The 18,638-nt window shown below is 47.3% G+C and carries 13 protein-coding genes; 6 read left to right on the top strand and 7 right to left on the bottom strand.

The window, feature by feature from the left end; genetic code table 11:
* The first annotated feature begins 70 nt into the window (after positions 1–70).
* The 3 genes from FSB75_RS19875 to FSB75_RS19885 all read left to right on the top strand — a co-directional run bounded on the left by FSB75_RS19875 (position 71) and on the right by FSB75_RS19885 (position 4,269).
* Positions 71–2,635: a ligase-associated DNA damage response DEXH box helicase gene (locus FSB75_RS19875; protein WP_172623236.1), complete on the top strand. Its 2,565-nt coding sequence runs from the start codon at positions 71–73 to the stop codon at positions 2,633–2,635.
* A gap of 66 nt (positions 2,636–2,701) precedes the next feature.
* Positions 2,702–3,352 carry a ligase-associated DNA damage response endonuclease PdeM gene (gene pdeM, locus FSB75_RS19880; protein WP_146791044.1) on the top strand — a complete coding sequence of 217 codons (651 nt, stop codon included), beginning with the start codon at positions 2,702–2,704 and terminating at the stop codon, positions 3,350–3,352.
* Entirely contained in the window at positions 3,349–4,269 is a 921-nt protein-coding gene (locus FSB75_RS19885) for a histone deacetylase family protein (RefSeq protein WP_227990671.1), read from the top strand. Before pdeM ends, FSB75_RS19885 begins: the two co-directional genes overlap by 4 nt.
* A gap of 82 nt (positions 4,270–4,351) precedes the next feature.
* Here the strand turns inward: FSB75_RS19885 and FSB75_RS19890 are convergent, their stop codons facing one another.
* The 6 genes from FSB75_RS19890 to upp form a co-directional block, all read right to left on the bottom strand.
* On the bottom strand, positions 4,352–5,101 hold the full coding sequence (locus FSB75_RS19890) for an XRE family transcriptional regulator (RefSeq protein WP_146791046.1): 750 nt from the start codon (positions 5,099–5,101) through the stop codon (positions 4,352–4,354).
* A gap of 453 nt (positions 5,102–5,554) precedes the next feature.
* Entirely contained in the window at positions 5,555–7,738 is a 2,184-nt protein-coding gene (locus FSB75_RS19895) for an ATP-binding protein (RefSeq protein ID WP_146791048.1), read from the bottom strand.
* A 607-nt stretch (positions 7,739–8,345) separates the two neighbouring features.
* Complete coding sequence (locus tag FSB75_RS19900) at positions 8,346–9,041, bottom strand: LytR/AlgR family response regulator transcription factor (protein ID WP_146791050.1); 696 nt, start codon at positions 9,039–9,041, stop codon at positions 8,346–8,348.
* A 236-nt stretch (positions 9,042–9,277) separates the two neighbouring features.
* Complete coding sequence (locus FSB75_RS22470) at positions 9,278–9,922, bottom strand: hypothetical protein (protein WP_227990672.1); 645 nt, start codon at positions 9,920–9,922, stop codon at positions 9,278–9,280.
* 23 nt (positions 9,923–9,945) lie between these two features.
* A complete protein-coding gene (locus FSB75_RS19910) occupies positions 9,946–10,956 on the bottom strand; it encodes a PorP/SprF family type IX secretion system membrane protein (protein ID WP_146791054.1) in 1,011 nt (336 codons plus the stop codon).
* A 133-nt stretch (positions 10,957–11,089) separates the two neighbouring features.
* Complete coding sequence (gene upp, locus FSB75_RS19915; protein WP_146791056.1) at positions 11,090–11,740, bottom strand: uracil phosphoribosyltransferase; 651 nt, start codon at positions 11,738–11,740, stop codon at positions 11,090–11,092.
* Positions 11,741–11,840: 100 nt separating this feature from the next.
* On the opposite strand from upp, the gene FSB75_RS19920 reads away from it, so the two are divergent.
* The gene (locus FSB75_RS19920) at positions 11,841–12,932 is read left to right on the top strand and encodes an anhydro-N-acetylmuramic acid kinase (protein WP_146791058.1); all 1,092 of its coding nucleotides are present in this window, start codon (positions 11,841–11,843) and stop codon (positions 12,930–12,932) included.
* Between the two features lie 13 nt (positions 12,933–12,945).
* Here the strand turns inward: FSB75_RS19920 and ade are convergent, their stop codons facing one another.
* Positions 12,946–14,595 carry an adenine deaminase gene (gene ade, locus FSB75_RS19925; protein ID WP_146791060.1) on the bottom strand — a complete coding sequence of 550 codons (1,650 nt, stop codon included), beginning with the start codon at positions 14,593–14,595 and terminating at the stop codon, positions 12,946–12,948.
* A gap of 144 nt (positions 14,596–14,739) precedes the next feature.
* Here ade and FSB75_RS19930 point away from each other — a divergent pair, with 144 nt between their 5' ends.
* Positions 14,740–15,450: an outer membrane lipoprotein-sorting protein gene (locus tag FSB75_RS19930; RefSeq protein ID WP_146791062.1), complete on the top strand. Its 711-nt coding sequence runs from the start codon at positions 14,740–14,742 to the stop codon at positions 15,448–15,450.
* Positions 15,451–15,563: 113 nt separating this feature from the next.
* Positions 15,564–18,638 (top strand): glycosyl hydrolase, encoded by a 3,075-nt coding sequence (locus tag FSB75_RS19935; protein WP_172623237.1) that lies wholly within the window; start codon positions 15,564–15,566, stop codon positions 18,636–18,638.

The following is an 18,638-nucleotide window of genomic DNA, read 5'->3' on the forward strand; positions in this document are numbered from 1 at the left end:
TTGTCTTTTCATTTGCCCAGTGCTTGCCTGAGTTCTCTGCCTGACCTTTCCAGCCTTAGTTTTACAATTCATGATCAAGCTGGAAAAAACGGACGGTTTTCGCATTGTAAAAGACTGGCTGGCAGCAAAAGAATTCAAACCCTTTGCTTACCAGCAGGAAGCCTGGCAACGCATTATTAATGCTGAAAGCGGGCTGGTAAACGCACCTACCGGCACGGGTAAAACCTTCTCTGTTTTTTTAGGCGCCGTCATTCGTTTCATCAACGACAATCCCGCAACTTTTCAAAGCAAAGCAAAGAACGGATTGCAACTCATTTGGGTTACGCCGCTGCGTGCATTAGCCAAAGACATCGGTCGGGCAATGGAAGAAGTCATTAACGAACTGGGCCTCCAATGGAAAGTCGGCATCCGCAACGGCGATACCTCTACCGCTGAACGTGCAAAGCAAAAACGCCAGATGCCCGAAGTGCTCATCATTACCCCCGAAAGCCTGCATCTTTTGCTGGCGCAAAAAGATTATCCTGCGGTTTTTCAATCGCTCAAAACAATTGCCGTTGACGAGTGGCATGAACTCATTGGCAGCAAACGTGGCGTGCAAGTAGAATTGGCCCTCAGTCGAATTGTTGGCGTTCGAAGTTCAGCAAACCAAGCATCAAACATCGAATTTCAACCTTCGAACCTTTCCATCTGGGGCATCTCCGCTACCATCGGCAACTTGGATGAAGCAAAAGATGTTTTGTTATCGCCGCTGAAAACAAAAGGCGTTATCGTTCGTGCGCAGTTGCAAAAACAAATTGAAATAGAATCCGTCTTTCCCGATGAAATTGAAAAATATCCATGGGCCGGTCATTTGGGAATCAAACTTGCCGAAAAAATAATTCCCGTTATTGACAACAGCCGCACAACGCTCATCTTCATCAACACAAGAGGCATGAGTGAGTTGTGGTATCAAACCTTGCTCAACGTTGCCCCGCATCTTGCAGGCGCTATTGCCCTTCATCACGGCAGCATCGACATGGCGTTGCGTACATGGATTGAAGAAGCGCTTCACGAAGGAAGATTAAAAGCCGTGGTATGCACCGCCAGCCTCGATCTGGGGGTTGATTTTCGCCCGGTGGAAACCGTCGTTCAGGTGGGTTCGCCAAAAGGCGTTGCACGGTTTTTACAACGCGCCGGACGAAGCGGCCACAGTCCTGATGCCGTAAGCAAGATCTATTTTTTGCCTACGCATTCGCTTGAATTGGTGGAAGCCGCCGCACTCAAAAAAGCCGTGAGCCGGCAATTCATTGAAAGCCGCGAACCTTTGCTTTTGTGTTACGACGTGCTCGTGCAATACCTCGGCACGCTGGCTTGCGGCGAAGGTTTTTATCCCGGACAAATTTTTGAAGAAGTAAAGCGAACGAATTGCTTTAGCGAATTAACGGAAGACGAGTGGGACGAGATGCTCTACTTCATTGCATCGGGCGGCAATGCTTTGCAGCAATACGACGAATACAAAAAAGTGGAGGTGCTGAACGGCTTGTATAAAATCACCTCGCGGCGCATTGCGCTTCGTCACCGCTTGCACATTGGCACCATTGTTAGCGACAACATGATGAAGGTGAAATTCATGGGCGGCGGTTACGTGGGTGTGATTGAAGAAAGTTTCATTACTCGCCTTGAACCCGGCGATGCGTTCACGCTTGCCGGAAGAACGTTGGAATTGGTGACGATAAAAGAAATGACTGCCTTTGTAAAAAAATCAAGCAAGAAGAACGCAAAAATTCCAAGCTGGATGGGCGGACGATTGCCGCTATCGGCAAGCCTTGGAAAAGTTTTGCGGGAAACGGTGTCGGAGGCAAGCCTTGATCGTCCTTCGTTGACCGTTAGCCGGAAAACAAAAGAACTCAATCAATCATCAACTGCCAACGACCAACGGCCAATTGAACTGCAGGTTCTTAGGCCTTTGTTCGCTTTGCAAAAAACATTGTCGCACGTACCGGGCGAAAAGGAATTGCTGATTGAACAGATTGAAACCCGCGACGGCTTCCACCTTTTTGTTTATCCCTTCGAAGGACGTTTGGTACACGAAGCGATGGGCGCCTTGCTGGCTTACCGCATTGGACGATTGTTGCCCATTACGTTTTCCATTGCGATGAACGACTACGGTTTTGAACTGTTGAGCGACCAGCCCATTCCCGTTGACGACAGCAACGTATACGAACTTTTTTCTCCCGACAATTTGATGGAAGACATTCAGCGCAGCGTGAATTCAACGGAGATGGCAAAGCGCAAGTTTCGCGACATTGCGGTGATTGGCGGATTGATTTTTCAGGGCTTTCCAGGCGAATACAAAAAGGCCAGACACCTGCAAGCCTCGGCAGGTTTGTTGTTTAACGTGTTTAACGAATACGATCCCGACAACGTTTTAATCCGGCAGGCTTACGCCGAAGTTTTCTCGCAACAAATGGAAGAACTGCGCTTGCGCGACATGCTGCAACGCGTTCAAAAGTCAAAAATTATTTTGACGTATCCAGAACGCTTAACGCCGTTCTGTTTCCCGATCAAAGTGGACAGCATGAGAGAAAATCTAACTTCGGAAAAACTTGCGGATCGTGTGCGAAGAATGCAGGAGCAGTTGAATAATCTAAGCTAAACATTATTGTTTCCTTTGCGTTTGAAAGCCTTATCAGGCGGGCTTCGCGGTATATTTGTCGCCTTTATGCAAGCGCCAATCCTTCATAAACTTTACTCGCAAAACCTTTGGCTTTCGGCACAACGTTCCTTGTTTTGGGAAGAAGAAAAAGCGCTTGTCGTTTCCGATTTACATTTTGGCAAAACCGGCCACTTTCGCAAGGCCGGCATTGCCGTACCACAAAGTGTTTACAAAGAAGATTTGCAACGTCTCGTTAGTTTGCTCAATCATTTTCGCCCGCAAAAATTAATCGTCGTTGGCGATTTTTTTCATTCATCTGCCAATACGGAACTTGATTGGTTCAAGCGCTGGCGCGAAAGTTTTTCTTCGCTTCAAATCATTCTCGTTCGCGGCAATCACGACATCTTAAACGATCAATGGTATGCCGGTGCCGCCATTGATGTTGTTTATCCAACCCTGCAATCAGGACCTTTTCTTTTTAGCCACGATCAATGCGATGTAAACGGTCCGCTTTATTCTTTTTGCGGCCACATTCATCCCGGCGTTGTCATTCACGGCCTCGGCAAACAATCGCTGCGCTTTCCCTGTTTTTATTTTGCGGAGGAGCATTGCATTCTGCCCGCTTTCAGCAAGTTTACAGGTGCGGTGGGTATGGATAAATCACCGGCGCAAGCCATATATGCCGTTGTTGAAAACGAACTGGTAAAAATTAAATGAGCGAAAAGAAATTGCACATTGCTTTTGATACGATTTATGCGCATCCATTGCCCGAAGGCCACCGCTTTCCGATGCTGAAATACGAACTCATTCCGCAGCAATTACTGTACGAGGGAACCGTTACGGAAGATGCTTTCTTTTCGCCCAAGCCTTGCACCGATGGCGTTGTTTTGCTCACGCATGAGAAAGACTACGTTGACAAATTAAAAAACCAAACCTTGTCGGCGAAAGAGCAGCGGTACATTGGCTTTCCCCAATCGCCTGAATTAACCTTGCGTGAGTTTATCATTACGCAAGGCACGATTGATTGTTGTTATTATGCCATTGAAAACGGCGTGGCGCTGAACGTCGCCGGCGGCACGCATCATGCCTTTAAAGACAGAGGAGAAGGCTTTTGCTTGCTTAATGATTTTGCGGTGGCGGCCAATTATCTGCTGCAAAAAAATCTGGCAACGAAAATTCTCATCATTGATTTAGATGTGCACCAGGGCAACGGAACGGCAAAGCTTTTTGAAGACAAGGATGCAGTGTTTACATTCAGTATGCACGGCCGGAACAATTATCCTTTTCACAAAGAGAAAAGCGATTTGGATGTAGAACTGGAAGATGGGACGACAACGCAGGTTTATCTCCAAAAATTGGGCGACGTTCTTCCTTCCTTGCTTCAAGAAGTAAAGCCTGATTTTGCTTTTTATTTATCCGGCGTTGATATTTTGGAGACGGACAAATTTGGAAAATTAAAAGTGACGATGGAAGGCTGCAAAGAAAGAGACCGCCTTGTTTTTTCGTTGTTGAAAGAAGCAAAAATTCCTTGTGTTGTTTCAATGGGCGGCGGTTACTCGCCTCGTGTAAAAACCATTGTAGAAGCGCATTGCAATACGTTTCGCCTGGCGAAAGAAATCTATGATTTGCAATAGCCCAATAGCTGTGTACATAAATTTAAAAAGGCTTCCATGGCGGAAACCTTTTTGAGTTTTGGCTTTTGGCTTCGATAATTTTTTACACCATTTTCTTTTTTAATACGCTGACCTGCTGTTGCAGGTTGGTTACAAGGTTGGCGAGGTTATTTACGTCCCAGCGCTGCTGCGTGTTGGCCCTTGAAATAACCATTTGCGCCTGCCACATCTCCAAAATTTCCTCGGCGCTTACGGTGTACGGCTGGTAAGCAGGGTTATCGCTTACAAAGGTAAACTTGGCCTTTTGCCTTGGGTTTTTTAAAACGCGTTTGTAAACGATGCCATCGGTTTTGGAAACCACCACGTAGGTATTGTTGGTTTTAATGTCGTCCATGTTTTGCACTTTCTCGCCTACAATCACGCTGCCGCTTGGCGTGGGCATCATGGAGTCGCCCACAATTTCAAACGCACGGTAATCGCCACCGGCCAGCATGGGCAAGGTGAAGGTGTTTAATTCATCAATAAATTCAGGATCGGCATAACCGGCCAGGTAACCCGCCGCGGCTTTCACCGGAACAAAGGGGATGTCGCCACGGCCCTGCACCATCTTTTGTGCCCGGCGTTTTGACAAATAGCTTGTTTTGTTATCGCTCACATCGCGGCGCAATAAATCGTCAAGCGTAAGTTTGAACATATCGGCAACGGCTTCCAGAATATCTATTCGTGGTTCGGCTCTTTCTTCTTCGTAGGCGCCAAGCAAAGAACGTTTGATGCGCAACTTTTGCGCAAATTCTTCCTGTGTCCATCCGCGCAGCTTGCGCAAGTATTTCAGGTTTTTATTGGCCTGTGACATAGCACTAAGTTATTTAGCCGCAAAATACTAATTTATTTAGAACGGCAAAGCAGGAGAAGAGATATTGCGATATCCCAATCACTCAATATCAACAAAAAGTCCCCCGTAAAAACAGAGGACGTATAGATTAGGACATTGCAGCCCGGTTATGGCTAATCAGGCAGCTTCTTTAAAATATTTTTACAGGAAGGTTTTGGAAAATTTTGCGAAGAAAAAAAGTGCCCCGCTAAGAATAGCAGGGCTTCACCCTTAACCATACGAAACCAAGTTCTTTATCTGAAACAATCCGCGTGGCGGATAGCTGATTTCAAATTGACGGTGTAAAAATAATTTTCCTGCAACTTAATTCCTATGGTGTTTCGGTGAAACCCTTTAATCCATCGTTTCAGGAAGAAGACGCGCCGTCAAAGGTTGACGTTGTATTTAGCCATTGAGGAAAGGCCAAAGTTTTTGTTAAAGCACCGCATTTTGTAGCACGGTTTCTACTTCCTCAGCGGCAGCGGCACACTTTGATTTCACGCAAGCAAAATCAACAAGCGTGCTGCCGGGCCTGTGGGCCGCCGCATCCTTTTCAATACGGTCCAGATAAGGGTTAAGTTCATCCGAGAGGCCCACGTAACCAACGGTTGACTTGAGGCTGTGTGCCGTTTGACGAATGGTATTGAATTCTTGTTTTTCAATTGCCAGCTCAAGCTCACGCAGCTCTTCGGGGAGTTGAGAGATAAACTGTTTTAGAAGCTGCTGCTCAAACTCAGCATCGCCACCCGAAAGCGAATGCAGATAGTCGAGGTGAATGTGTTGTAACTCGACTATCTGAACGTCTTCTTTGTCGGGAACGTTTTGTGCGTGGCGGCCAATCATATTGTACAACAGCGTTTCTTTTATGGGTTTTGAAACGTAATCGTTCATGCCCAGTTGCAGACATTTTTCTTTCTCGCCGGCCATAGCATGGGCCGTCATGGCAATGACGGGAATGGACAAGCCCAATTCGTTGCGGATAATTTGCGTGGCTACGTAGCCATCCATTTCGGGCATTTGAATGTCCATCAGCACAAGCGAATAAGGCCGCTGTTTTAATTCTTCCACGGCTTCGCGGCCGTTGTTCACAATAACGTGATCAATCTCCCAACTTTTCATCAGGTGCGAAATCAGTTGTTGATTCATGGCGTTGTCCTCGGCAATGAGAACGGTGATTTTTTGCAGTGGTACGGCTTCTTCCTGTGCTGACAGTGCCGCTGCGTACAACTGATTGATGTCGGGCACGGCGTAACTCAATTCCACAATGAATTCGGAACCTTTGCCGGAACTGCTTTTAAGCTCGATCGTTCCGTTTTGCAAAGTGATCAATTGCTTTACAATGGCGAGGCCAAGGCCTGTGCCGCCAAAGCGCCGCGTGGTTTCGGCCTCGGCCTGGTGAAAGCGTTCAAAGATGGTTTTTTGTTTTTCTTCTGAAATACCAATTCCCGTGTCGCAAATGGCAATGCGAATGCGCACCTTTTCTTCGGTTTGCTCAAGCAGGGAAATGTGCACGTCTATTTCTCCTTCCTCGGTAAACTTTACCGCGTTGCTCAGCAGGTTTACCAGCACTTGCGTTAAGCGTACCGCATCGCCCGATAAAATATCGGGTACGCCAGGTTCAATGCGAACGTTAAATTGAAGCTTCTTTTCTTTTATTTTTTCGCTGAACATGGCGCTTACCGAACTGACCAAACTGTGCAAACTGAACCTTGTTTCTTCCAGCGACATCATGCCCGCTTCGATTTTAGAAAGATCAAGAATATCATTTACAAGGGCCAGTAAGTTTTCGCCGGCGGAATGAATGTTTTGTACGTATTGGCGTTGGTCGGGATTGAGACTGGTTCTTCGAAGCAAGGATGTAAAACCAAGGATGGCGTTCATCGGCGTGCGAATCTCGTGGCTCATGTTGGCAAGGAATTGTTCTTTCATGCCTGCCACTTCCTTGCTGCGTTTTTCTGATTCGTTCAGCAGTTGAATCATTTTTTGTTGCTGTCTTCCCTGGTTGAGTATGTACCAAAACGCCGAAACCACGGCAAGCAAAGCAATAACCGCAATGATCAATCCCCAAAGGCGAGCCGTTCTTCCGGTGTTTTCAATATCGCCTGAAATGGCCTGCAGTTCCGTATTGCGCAAGGCATTTAACCGGTCAATGGTGAGCTCAATGCTGTCGCGAAGTACCTTGCCCCGATTGGTATTGATCATTTCTTGTGCGGCCTCTTTTCCGTTTTGTGAAAAGGCGCTGCATACTTCGTTACTGAAACGAAGCTTGCGTTGAATGGCGGCATCAAGAATTTTTAATTCTTTGGCTGCGGCCCCCGAAGGAAAGATGCGGTGAAGGGCCGCCAGTTCGGTTTGGATGGCGACAACTTTTGCGTCCACTTTTGCCAGGTCTTGCGAGTCGCCGCTAAGCGCCGCGCCGCGTACGTCGCTTTCAATCACCAGCAAGTCGTTTTGCAATTTTCGCAAACTGTTCTGCACGTGCATTTCCGTTGCCAGTTGACGGTTGCCGTCAAGCAAGCGGGTGATGTTATAGCCCGAAACTACCTGCAGGAAAACGATGACCAGAATGCCTAGCAGAAACAACCACAGTACCCAATATCTGATATCCGGTTTGCGCATGAAAGAGTTGCCGAATATACAAATTTCATGCTGCGAAGCTTAGCGCGGAGAAGAAGATGTAATAGAGTGTTTAAAAAAGCGAAGAAAGACAAAGATGCAGAGAACTACAACGGCCAAACTCCCGGCAATTACCGGTAAACGCCTGCGGGTAAAAATTTCGGTTAAGAAATAATACTCGGAAGCAACGAGGAAAAATAAGGCCGCTATGAAGAAGATAAATTTTTTCATGTTCGTAAAAGAGAAAGGCCGCGGGTGCGGCCCGTCTCTTTAGTTAGTTTTAAAATTTGATACAATATTCGTTTTCCCTGCGGAATGTTAGCTTTAGCTGCGACCCCAATATTGTATCAGCAAAGGGTTACGGTTTTTTCATAATGGCCAAAGGGCCGGATATTGGACGATTGCAGAACAAACATACTCCCCCTTTTTCGCTCCTTTCTGATTGTTAGGCTAACGCAAGCAAGCCCTCGGCGAAGGTGCGGGAATGAACGTTGAGGGAGCATCAAGTAGCAAGCAAGCGTTAACCGGAAAAAACTTTCAATGAAAAACCTCCCCAAATCTCAGAGAGGTTTTCTATTGTAAACGGCGATTATTGCTCGCTACTTGATGCTTACAGTAAATTCAGTCGCTTGTTCAAATTGGCTTTGTGTGTATCGGCAACAGGGATAGATGTTTTGCCAATGGAGATGGTGCCTTCCTGAATGAAATCTATTTTGTTAATGGCCACAATGTAACTGCGGTGTACGCGAAGAAATTTAGAGGCCGGTAATTTTTCTTCAATGGATTTAAGCGTGGCATGCACGACGTGAAACTTGGGTGCGGTATGCACTTTCACATAGTCGCCCATGGCTTCTAAAAACAAAATGTCTTCAATGGAAATGCGCTTGAGCATGCCGTTGTCTTTCACAAATACAAAGCCTTGCTCTTCCACTTTCACTTCCTGTTTGTTGCTGTCCAGTGCTTCCTGCGCCTTTTCCACAGCTTGTACCAATCGAGGTTGCGTAATCGGCTTTACGAGGTAATCTACCACGTTCAGTTCAAAGGCTTCTACAGCGTAATCCGTTTTGGCCGTGGTGAAAATGATGAGGGGCTTTTTTGCGCCCAGTTTTTTAATGAGATCAATGCCGCTCATTTCGGGCATTTCAATGTCGAGGAAAAGAAGATCAATGCCGTTATTGGCTAATTGGTTGTACGCCTCCATGGCGTTGCTGCATTCGGCTACCAATTCCAAATTCTGCACCTGGCTGACCAATTGCTTCAGGGCCATGCGGGCCATCTTGTTATCGTCTACAATTATGCACTTCATAGTTAAGGGGTTGGAACAAATATAAGATGATGGCATAAACGAACGAGCGGGCAGAAGGTTTTTTTGCGCCGGTATAGAAACCTTTGACGGTTCTTACAATCATCCGTGCATTTGTGATGCTGTAAAGCGATGCGGTAGTTCTGCAAACCCAGCACCGGGCAGCCGTGCCCTCTTGTTACCGCTTAGAAAACGTGAAAAATGAACCGGGTATAAAAAGCATGAAGTTTCAGAACACACTACGGTTTCCATTCTATTTTGGAAATAACCTTGATGGTTTTGTATTCTTTTTCGACTGCTTGGTAAACTTCCATCTCTTTGTAGGAAATAGTGACGGCTTTGTTAAGCGCAGTGGCCGGTTGCGTGGTTAATTTGTTGGCGCCCTCAAAGTATTCAAGCCAGTAAAGTTTATCGGTTCGGCCCTGGTTGTTTTGCACCAGCAGGTAAGCAAAGGGCTGCCCTTCGATCTTTAGAATTTTGCCGCTGTAGGTTTTGGATCCTTGCCCGTTTTCCGATACAATGTCTTGCAGGTTGTTTTTGATAAAGGTTAAAAAGGCCGGGCATTTTAAGGCGGCCAGTTGTCCCACTTTTTCACCGAAGCTTCGCATGCCTTCTTTGCTGCTCATGTCAATGCCCCAGTAATTCTTTACGTCGTTGTTGTACCGGCTCATGAGCGGAACAATCATGGCGCCCATTTCTACGGTCATATTGTCTTTGGTAAGACGCGGCGAAGCGCTTTCAAAGGAGTCGCAAAATTCTTTGACGATGGCGTTCTCAAAATTTTCTTTTGACGTTGATTGCGCAGAAGCAGAAGTGAAACTAAGGAAGGCAATGAGCGGTGTGCAAAAGCTTAAGAAAGCCTGCATTTTTTTACGAAGTAGCATAAGCAGTATTTAATAGATGACGGTTAAAATTTCGGGCAGCTTACGCTTTTGGCGTAAGGATCAGTAGGTCTTTTGGTGTAGATAAGAGAGAACTCTGCGCCACCGCGAAGATTGGAACCCGGCTTGAGCGAAGAAGTATTTACGTCGTAGGTTGCGCCAATGTGAAAGCTGCCAAACTCCAAACCAACGTAAGGAATCACTGCATCGCCAAAGCGGAACCAGCTACCGAAATAAAGATTGGTGGGGCTTTGTGGATCGGGATTTACGTTGAGCATGTAAGCGCCACCGATAACGGTGTTGACGGCATTGGCCTGCCGGCTGTGAATGGCGCTGAAGTGAACGGCGTTGTTATCGGCCAGCGGCAGCCGCCCGCCGGCTTGTATTGTCAGTCGCGGGTCCAATACAAACGTTCCGCCGCTAAAACTCTCTTTTGGCCGCGTAATATGGTACATCGAAGCGCCAATGTAATAGTTGTTGCTTCCATCAGTAGAGCCGTTGTAAAGCAGGCCCACGTTCAAATCAAAATAAGAAAGGTTGAGGTTAGATTGATCAAAGACTTCGTTGGTTAAACCGGTAAAACCGTCAGAGCGCAGTTGATCCAAAAATTTCACCTTCGTTACATCAAGCGTCTTTGTGACAAACGTTCCCTGAAAGCCAAGACCCAGTTGATTAAAACCGTTTTCATCAAGCGACTTGTGATAAGCCGTTGACAGCGCAACGGCATTGTTTTGCAGTACGCCGTTTCCGCTTTTATCGGAGAAAGCCAAAACGCCCACGCCAAATTGATCAAACTCGGGAACGTGATTTTTTAAAATGGCCGCGTCCACTGAAGCAGTGTACGTAGTATAGGCATTGTTGATGGTGGGCCATTGGTTGCGGTAATTGCCCGCCACCCGCAAGATGCCTTCAAATTTTCCGGTTGAAGCAGGATTGAGCGTAAGGGGAGAAGCAAAGAATTGAGAAAAATTAGGGTCTTGTGCTTTTGAAAGAAAAAAAGCACACGAAAAAAAAATCAGAAGGACGGTATTTCTCATATTCTGTGTTAGATGCGGTATGAAAATTACAACAAATAATTTTCGGATTGGGGAATAATTCTACCGGTTTTGGTAACGTGGTTCGGCCGTGCGTTTGGTTTGCTCTTCTGCTGAAATTAATCCTTATACTTTGTCAAGATTGAACCTTGGTGCCAAATGCCAGGTCGCCGGCATCGCCAAGGCCCGGAACAATGTAGCCCTTGCCCGTCAGTTCATCGTCAATGGCGCCGCACCAAACAATGGCTTCGGGCACTTCGCGCCGCAGGTATTCAATGCCCACTGTGCAGGCAATGGCGGTAACGATGTGAATGGCTTTTGGCTTTCCTTCTTCTTTTAAATACTGGATGGTTTTTACCAGCGAAGCGCCGGTAGCCAGCATGGGATCGGAGATGATCAAAACGCGGTTGTCAATTTCGGGGCAGGAAAGATATTCGAGCATGATTTCAAAACTGCCGTCGGGCTTGTGTTTGCGGTAAGCCGAAACAAAAGCATTGTCGGCTTTGTCGAAATAGGAAAGCAGCCCGTTGTGCAGCGCAAGGCCGGCACGTAAAATGGTGGTGAGCACGGGTTGTTCTTCCAGCACTTCGCACACGGCTGTACCCAACGGCGTTTGAATTTCTTTTTCCACATAAGGCAGTCGCCGGCTGATTTCAAAAGCCGCTACTTCGCCGATGCGCTCCAGGTTTCGGCGAAAGCGCATCCGGTCGGTTTGAATTGTAACGTCGCGCAGCTCTGCTACCCAGTTGCTGACAAGCGAATGTTCTTTGCTTAGATTAATTACCATTGAGTTCAAGTTCTACCTTCGCCAAATGTAGGTTGATTGATTGAATGGTTAATCAGTTGATTGGTCAGCAGCGTTATTGGCAAACAAAATCAGGGTAAAAATGACATACAGGGCTATTGGCTTAATGAGTGGCAGCTCGCTCGATGGATTGGACGTTGCGTTTGTTGAATTTGTACACAACGCAGGCATTTGGAACTTTGAAATCCTTGCGGCGGACTGTTATACTTATGATGAAGAATGGAAAAACAGGTTGCAAAACGCTACTTCTTTGAATGCGTTGAATTATCAACGGCTTCATGCCGATTACGGCCATTATATTGGCGCGGCGGTAAATCGTTTTGTTGAAGAAAACAACCTGCACTATAAAGTTGGATTGGTTGCCTCGCACGGGCACACCACCTTTCACGAACCGCAAAACAGGCTGACCGCTCAACTGGGTGATGGCGCGGCCATTGCGGCCGAAACCGGACTGCCCGTGGTGAGTGATTTACGGGCACTTGATGTTGCGTTCGGCGGACAAGGCGCACCCATTGTGCCCATTGGCGAGAAACTGTTGTTGAGAGATTACGACATGTATTTAAATCTTGGCGGCATTGCCAACATTTCTTTCAACGATGAGAAAAATTACATAGCCTTTGATGTTTGCCCGGCCAACCGGGTATTGAACATTTTTGCGGCGAAAGAAGGAAAAGAGTACGACGCAAACGGAGCGATGGCCGCAAACGGAAAGGTGCACGAAGACGCCTTGAAAAAACTCAACGATCTTTCTTATTACAAACAACCCTATCCAAAATCACTGGCCAACAATTTCGGAACGGATGAAGTTTATCCTTTGCTTGCTTCCTTTAATCTCTCATCCGCCGATGCTTTACGCACTTATGTTGAACACATCGTGCAACAAGTGCAATCGGCAATCGGCAATCGGCAATCAGAAATCAGAAATCAGAAATTGCTTGTTACAGGTGGCGGCGCGCTTAATTCATTCCTGATTCAACGTCTTTCGGAAGTTTTACAACCACTCAAAGCAGGCGTTGTGATTCCCGATGAGAAGCTTGTGCAATACAAAGAAGCGCTCATCATGGCTTTTATGGGCGTGCTTCGGTGGCGGCAGGAATACAACGTTCTTTCCTCCGTTACCGGTGCGGCGAGGGACAGCATCGGCGGCGCGGTGTGGATTGGGCAGGAGGCGTAGTTTAGTTGACTGGTTAATTCGTTGATTGGTTAATTAGGGAAAAATTGTCGCCGTCGAACAAACCTTTATCACTCAATTTTAAATGCGGTATGACAAGCAAAGCCATAAACGAAAGTGTCATAAACGGAGCAGATAAGGTTGATCCCAATGCTTTCGCTGCTTTGTCAATTTCGGAATATTTTTTTGCTACTTCGTAACCGTCTTCCGCACTCATTAAACCGGCAACGGGCAAAGACAAAATCAAATCCTCGTTACCAACGCAACTCACGCCGCCTTGTTTTTCAATGACCAGATTTACCGCCCGGCAAAGGCTTTCGTCATCCACGCCTACGGCTACAATGTTGTGCGAGTCATGCGCAACAGATGACGCAATAGCGCCTTTTTTTAAGCCAAAATTTTTAATGAAAGCTTTGGCAATTGGTGCGTCTTTATAGCGGTTAACGACAACAATTTTCAATACATCATTCGCAACATCCGACACGATATTTCCGTATTCAATCAAAGGTTGAAAAAATACTTTGTTTGTTATCAGTTGCCCGTCTAAAGCTTCAATAGCAAACTTTGGCAGCGGGTCATTGCCTGCCATCAAGGTAAAATCGTCTGGCGATTTTTCTGAGCAACTAAAATTGTTTACTGCATTGCTTATTGCCGATTGCCGGTTGATCAAACTCTTTCCGTTTTCCGCAACCAATTCTCCGTTCACATATGTCTGCACCACTTCGAAATTTTTCAAGTCCTTCACCACGATAAAATCTGCAAAATCATTTTCGCGCACCAAACCGACTTTCAGTTTGTAATGCCCGACGGGATTCACACATGCAGCCTGCAAAACTTTGAAAACATCAATGTCTTTTGCCACCGCTCTTGCGCACAATTGGTTGATGTGACCTTCCACTAAGCTATCGGGATGTTTGTCGTCGCTGCAGAACATCATCATATCCGAATGTTCGTTCAGCAAATCCACCAAGGCTTCAAAGTTTTTTGCGGCGCTGCCTTCGCGAATGAGAATCTTCATGCCGTGCTGCAATTTTTCCAGCGCTTCTTCGGCGGTAAAACATTCGTGGTCGGTAGAGATGCCCGCATCAATGTAACGTTTCGCTTCCTCGCCGCGCAAGCCCGGTGCGTGACCGTCAACCGGTTTTTCAAACTTCTTTGCGGCGGCTATTTTCTTCGCGACTTCTTCGTCACCATTTAAAACACCGGGGAAGTTCATCATCTCGCTTAAATACAAAACATCTTCTCTTCGCAACAAATCTTCTACGTCTTTGCTCGTTAGCTCCGCGCCGGCCGTTTCAAAACTTGTAGCGGGCACACAACTCGGTGCGCCGAAGTTGAACTTGAACGGCACTGTGTTGCCATTCTCAATCATGAACGCTACGCCTTTCATGCCGCAGACGTTGGCAATCTCGTGCGGGTCGCTAACCGTGGCAACCGTTCCGTGTACAACGGCCAGCCGCGCAAACTCCGACGGAATCAGCATTGAGCTTTCGATGTGTACGTGCGCATCTACAAAGCCGGGAAGGATATAGAATATTGGGAGATTGGGAGATTGGGAGATTGGAGTTATCGAAGCAATTCTTTGCCCTTCCACTTTGATTTCTGCCGGGTAAATTTTCTTTTGATGTACATCCACCAAATTGCCTGTGATTGTAAACGATGCCATGCAAGAGTTTTGGCGAAGATGCAAAAAGCTTTGCATCTCGAAACGTTTTGTATGGCGCAAAAAGGCGTTGGTAAAATTCTTTGTGCCTCCATCCCTCAATTGAAAACGGCTTCTTACATTCACCTAAACTTTAAAGTAATTAATATGAAAGCACTCCGCACGGCCTTGCTTGGCCTCGCTACCGCGGCCACTTTGTTCGCACAGGCGCAAACCGCCGACGAAATCGTCAGTAAACACATTGACGCCATTGGTGGCGCCGATGCCTGGCACAAAGTGAACACCATGAAAACCGAAGGCACGCTAACCGTGCAAGGCAACATTCCTGTAACGGTTGTCAGCACGGTGCTGCATACCAAAGGCATGCGGCAAGACATTACAGCTATGGGCATGAGCGGCTACCAGATTTTGACGCCTACGGCCGGATGGGGCTACATGCCATTTCAGGGACAAACAAAAGCAGAGCCACTAACCGAAGACCAGGTGAAGGAAGGTGCCGACGAATTGGATGCTCAAGGTAGCTTGGTTGACTACAAGCAAAAAGGCCATACCGTTACGCTTCTTGGCAAGGACGATATTGAAGGCGTAGAGGCATTCAAGCTACAGATTGTGCAAAAGAGCGGCAAAACCGAAACCGTTTTTATTGATCCGAAGTCGTACTACATCATTCGCGCCGTGAGCAAGATGAAAGCCAACGGCCAGGAAGTAGAGCAAACCGTAAACCTTGCCAACTACAAAAAACTGCCCGAGGGCATTGTTGTTCCCATGAGTATTACGCTACCTATTGGTGAACTGGCCATCAGCAAGGTTACCGTGAACGGCCCGGTGGACGAAGCTATTTTCAAGCCGTCGAATTAATTTTGTCTGGAAGGGAATGAGTGGGATGGACGGGATTTGTGCGATAAATGATCCTGTTCATCCCACTCATCTCATTAATCCAAGTTCAGACATCCTCCACCAAACTGCACATCATGAAAAGAAAATTACCTGCTTTTTCACAAGTCGCCACTGGCTTGCTCTTCGTTCTTTCCTCAAACCTTTTTGCCCAGAGCAATATCAGCTCCGCCACCTTCGGCATGTTGGAAGCCCGCTGGCTTGGACCCGGCACCATGAGCGGCCGCATTACCGACATCAAAGGCGTAAACGCCGACGGTAAAACACTTTACATCGGTACCGCGGGCGGCGGCGTTTGGAAGAGCACCAACGCCGGTGCATCTTTCAAACCCATTTTTGACAAATATTGTCAAAGCATTGGTGCAATCGCTATTGATCAGAAAAATCCAAAGGTGGTTTACTGTGGTACTGGTGAAAGCAACATGCGTAACTCGGTAAGCATAGGCGCGGGTTTGTACAAATCAACTGATGCCGGCGACAACTGGACGAAGATTGGATTGGACAACACCGAGCACATTGCGAAAGTCTTGCTTGATCCTTCTAATTCCAATATCGTTTACGTTGCTGTTCCCGGCCCGTTATGGAGTGACAGTAAAGAACGTGGCTTGTACAAAAGCACTGACGGTGGCACTACCTGGAACAAGATTCTTTACATCAACGAAAAAGCCGGTTGCGCCGACGTGGAGATTGATCCGACAAACACAAACATTGTTTACGCATCAACCTGGGAGTTTCGCCGCACGCCGTATTCGTTTAACTCCGGTGGTAACGGCAGCGGGTTTTACAAAAGCACCGACGGCGGAAAAACCTGGAAAGAAATTACCAAAGGCCTTCCGTCAAAACCTTTCGGCCGCATTGCTTTCACCCTCGCACCAAGCGCTCCGCAAAATCTGTTGGCCATTGTTGAAAGTAACAACACAGGCTTGTACATTTCAAGCGACGGCGGCGAAAGCTGGAAACAACAAAGCGCCACGCTCAACGTAACGGCACGTCCCTTTTATTTCAGCACCATCGAAGTGGATCCTGCCGATCCGAAGCGTGTGTATCGTCCTTCCTTTGGTTTTTCATACAGCAGCGACGGCGGTTATTCTTTTGCCGACGCCAGCGGCGACGGTGGCTGGGTGCACAGCGACATGCACGCACTTTGGATTAATCCGAATAATACAAACCAATTATACGTTGGTACAGATGGTGGCGTGTACATGAGTCTTGACCGCGGTGCGACGTGGCGCTTTCTTGATAATCTTCCGGTTGGACAATTTTACCACGTAGCTTACGATAAACAAAAGCCTTATCGCATTTACGGTGGCTTGCAGGACAACGGCAGTTGGATGGCTCCATCGCAAACACCGGGAGGCCTGGGCAACGGCGATTGGAAAGCAGTTTACGGGGGTGACGGCTTTTGGACGCAGCCCGATCTCATTGACCCGAACATTGCCTACGCCGAATCGCAAGGTGGAAACGCAGGCCGTATAGATTTGCGTACGCTGCAAAGCGTCACCATCAAGCCGCAAGCTGAAGGCGACGAAAAGTTGCGCTGGAACTGGAACACGCCGATCGTAGTGGGTGCAAAAAATCCGGCAAACCTTTACATGGGTGCGCAGTTCTTATTTAAGAGCACCGACAAAGGCAGCAACTGGACACGCATCTCACCCGACTTAACAACGAACGACAAAAAGAAACAGGCGCAGGAAGAAAGCGGCGGCCTTACGGCCGATAACACATCGGCTGAAAATCACACCACCATTTTTACCGTTGCTGAAAGTCCACTGGATGAAAAAAACATTTGGGTTGGAACCGATGACGGCAATCTTCAAGTGACATGGGACGGCGGCAAAACCTGGACAAACCTTGCAAAGAATTATGCGGCTGCGGGCATACCATCGCAAACATGGGTAAGCTCGATTGAGCCAAGCCGCTTCGATAAGAATACGGTATTTGCTACGTTTGATAACCACATGTACGGAGACATCAAAACCTATGTGGCGAAATCAACCGATGGTGGCAAAACATGGAAAGCTTTTGCGAGCAGCGAGTTCACAGGTTTTGCGCACAAGATCAAGCAAGACATCAAAAACAAAGAGCTTCTTTTCCTCGGTACCGAAATGGGTTTGTTTGCCTCAACCGACGGCGGTGCAAATTGGTTTCGCATGAAGAATCACATTCCCGAATATGCGTTGGTGCGAGACATTCAAATCCATCCAACAACAAACGATTTGTTGCTCGCAACGCACGGTCGCGGCATTATTGTAGTGGACGATATTTCTCCCATTCGTTTAATGACACCCGCGGTTGCAGACAAAGACGTTTACTTGCTTCCGATGAAGAACGTGCCGCTGGCTACAGGCCTTGGTGCTGGCGGGTTTCCGAGCACAGGCGGATGGAACGGTGGCAATCCGGCTCAACTGCCGGCCATTCAATATTATTTGAAAGAGCGTCCGAACAGCGGTGATTTGAAAGTGGAGATTTTAGACAATAAAGGACAGTTGGTGCAAACGCTTACGCCGGGCAAACGCAAAGGCATCAACAAAGTGGTTTGGAACCTGCGCGCCACACCGCCAAAAGTTGCGGCCGGTGGAACGAAGATGGATCCTGCAGGCTTTTCGTCGCCGATGGTATTGCCGGGAACGTACACGGTGCGTTTGAAAGTGGGCGAGAAAGAATACACCGAACCCATAACGGTGGTACATGATTCGACGAATAAAAACTTTACGATGACCGACCGCATTGCACAATACAAAGCGGCGCAAGATGCGTTGAAACTTTACACAACGTTAACCGGGAACATTGAAGAAGTGAGCAAGAAGCAAGCGGACCTGAAACGGTGGATAGCCCTGAGCAAAAACGAAGAAAGCAAAAAGGTATTAAAGGCTTACAACGACTCGCTGGAAGCCTTGCGCAGCACGATGCTCGCGACAAAACAGAAATCCATCTTCGCCGACGAAGAACAACTGCGTGAGCGTGTAAGTGAATTGTACAGCACCATTGTTGGGCAAGAAGCAAAGCCTTCCAACCTGCAAGTCAAACGCATTGACGTGTTGGAAAAACAGCGGACGAAAGTGGTGGAGAAACACGACGAGTTGAAGAAGAAATTTGATGCGCCTGTGAAGGCGATTGTGGACAAAGAGGGATTGAACAACGCAGCATCGTAG

The organism is Flavisolibacter ginsenosidimutans (assembly GCF_007970805.1).
Lineage (GTDB): Bacteria > Bacteroidota > Bacteroidia > Chitinophagales > Chitinophagaceae > Flavisolibacter > Flavisolibacter ginsenosidimutans.

Coding starts and splice junctions, on each gene's coding strand:
- FSB75_RS19935 (WP_172623237.1), top strand. CDS start 15,564: ATGAAAAGAAAATTACCTGCTTTTTCACAAGTCGCCACTGGCTTGCTC.
- FSB75_RS22470 (WP_227990672.1), bottom strand. CDS start 9,922: ATGCTACTTCGTAAAAAAATGCAGGCTTTCTTAAGCTTTTGCACACCG.
- FSB75_RS19890 (WP_146791046.1), bottom strand. CDS start 5,101: ATGTCACAGGCCAATAAAAACCTGAAATACTTGCGCAAGCTGCGCGGA.
- upp (WP_146791056.1), bottom strand. CDS start 11,740: ATGGTAATTAATCTAAGCAAAGAACATTCGCTTGTCAGCAACTGGGTA.
- FSB75_RS19930 (WP_146791062.1), top strand. CDS start 14,740: ATGAAAGCACTCCGCACGGCCTTGCTTGGCCTCGCTACCGCGGCCACT.
- FSB75_RS19875 (WP_172623236.1), top strand. CDS start 71: ATGATCAAGCTGGAAAAAACGGACGGTTTTCGCATTGTAAAAGACTGG.
- FSB75_RS19895 (WP_146791048.1), bottom strand. CDS start 7,738: ATGCGCAAACCGGATATCAGATATTGGGTACTGTGGTTGTTTCTGCTA.
- FSB75_RS19910 (WP_146791054.1), bottom strand. CDS start 10,956: ATGAGAAATACCGTCCTTCTGATTTTTTTTTCGTGTGCTTTTTTTCTT.
- ade (WP_146791060.1), bottom strand. CDS start 14,595: ATGGCATCGTTTACAATCACAGGCAATTTGGTGGATGTACATCAAAAG.
- pdeM (WP_146791044.1), top strand. CDS start 2,702: ATGCAAGCGCCAATCCTTCATAAACTTTACTCGCAAAACCTTTGGCTT.
- FSB75_RS19900 (WP_146791050.1), bottom strand. CDS start 9,041: ATGAAGTGCATAATTGTAGACGATAACAAGATGGCCCGCATGGCCCTG.
- FSB75_RS19885 (WP_227990671.1), top strand. CDS start 3,349: ATGAGCGAAAAGAAATTGCACATTGCTTTTGATACGATTTATGCGCAT.
- FSB75_RS19920 (WP_146791058.1), top strand. CDS start 11,841: ATGACATACAGGGCTATTGGCTTAATGAGTGGCAGCTCGCTCGATGGA.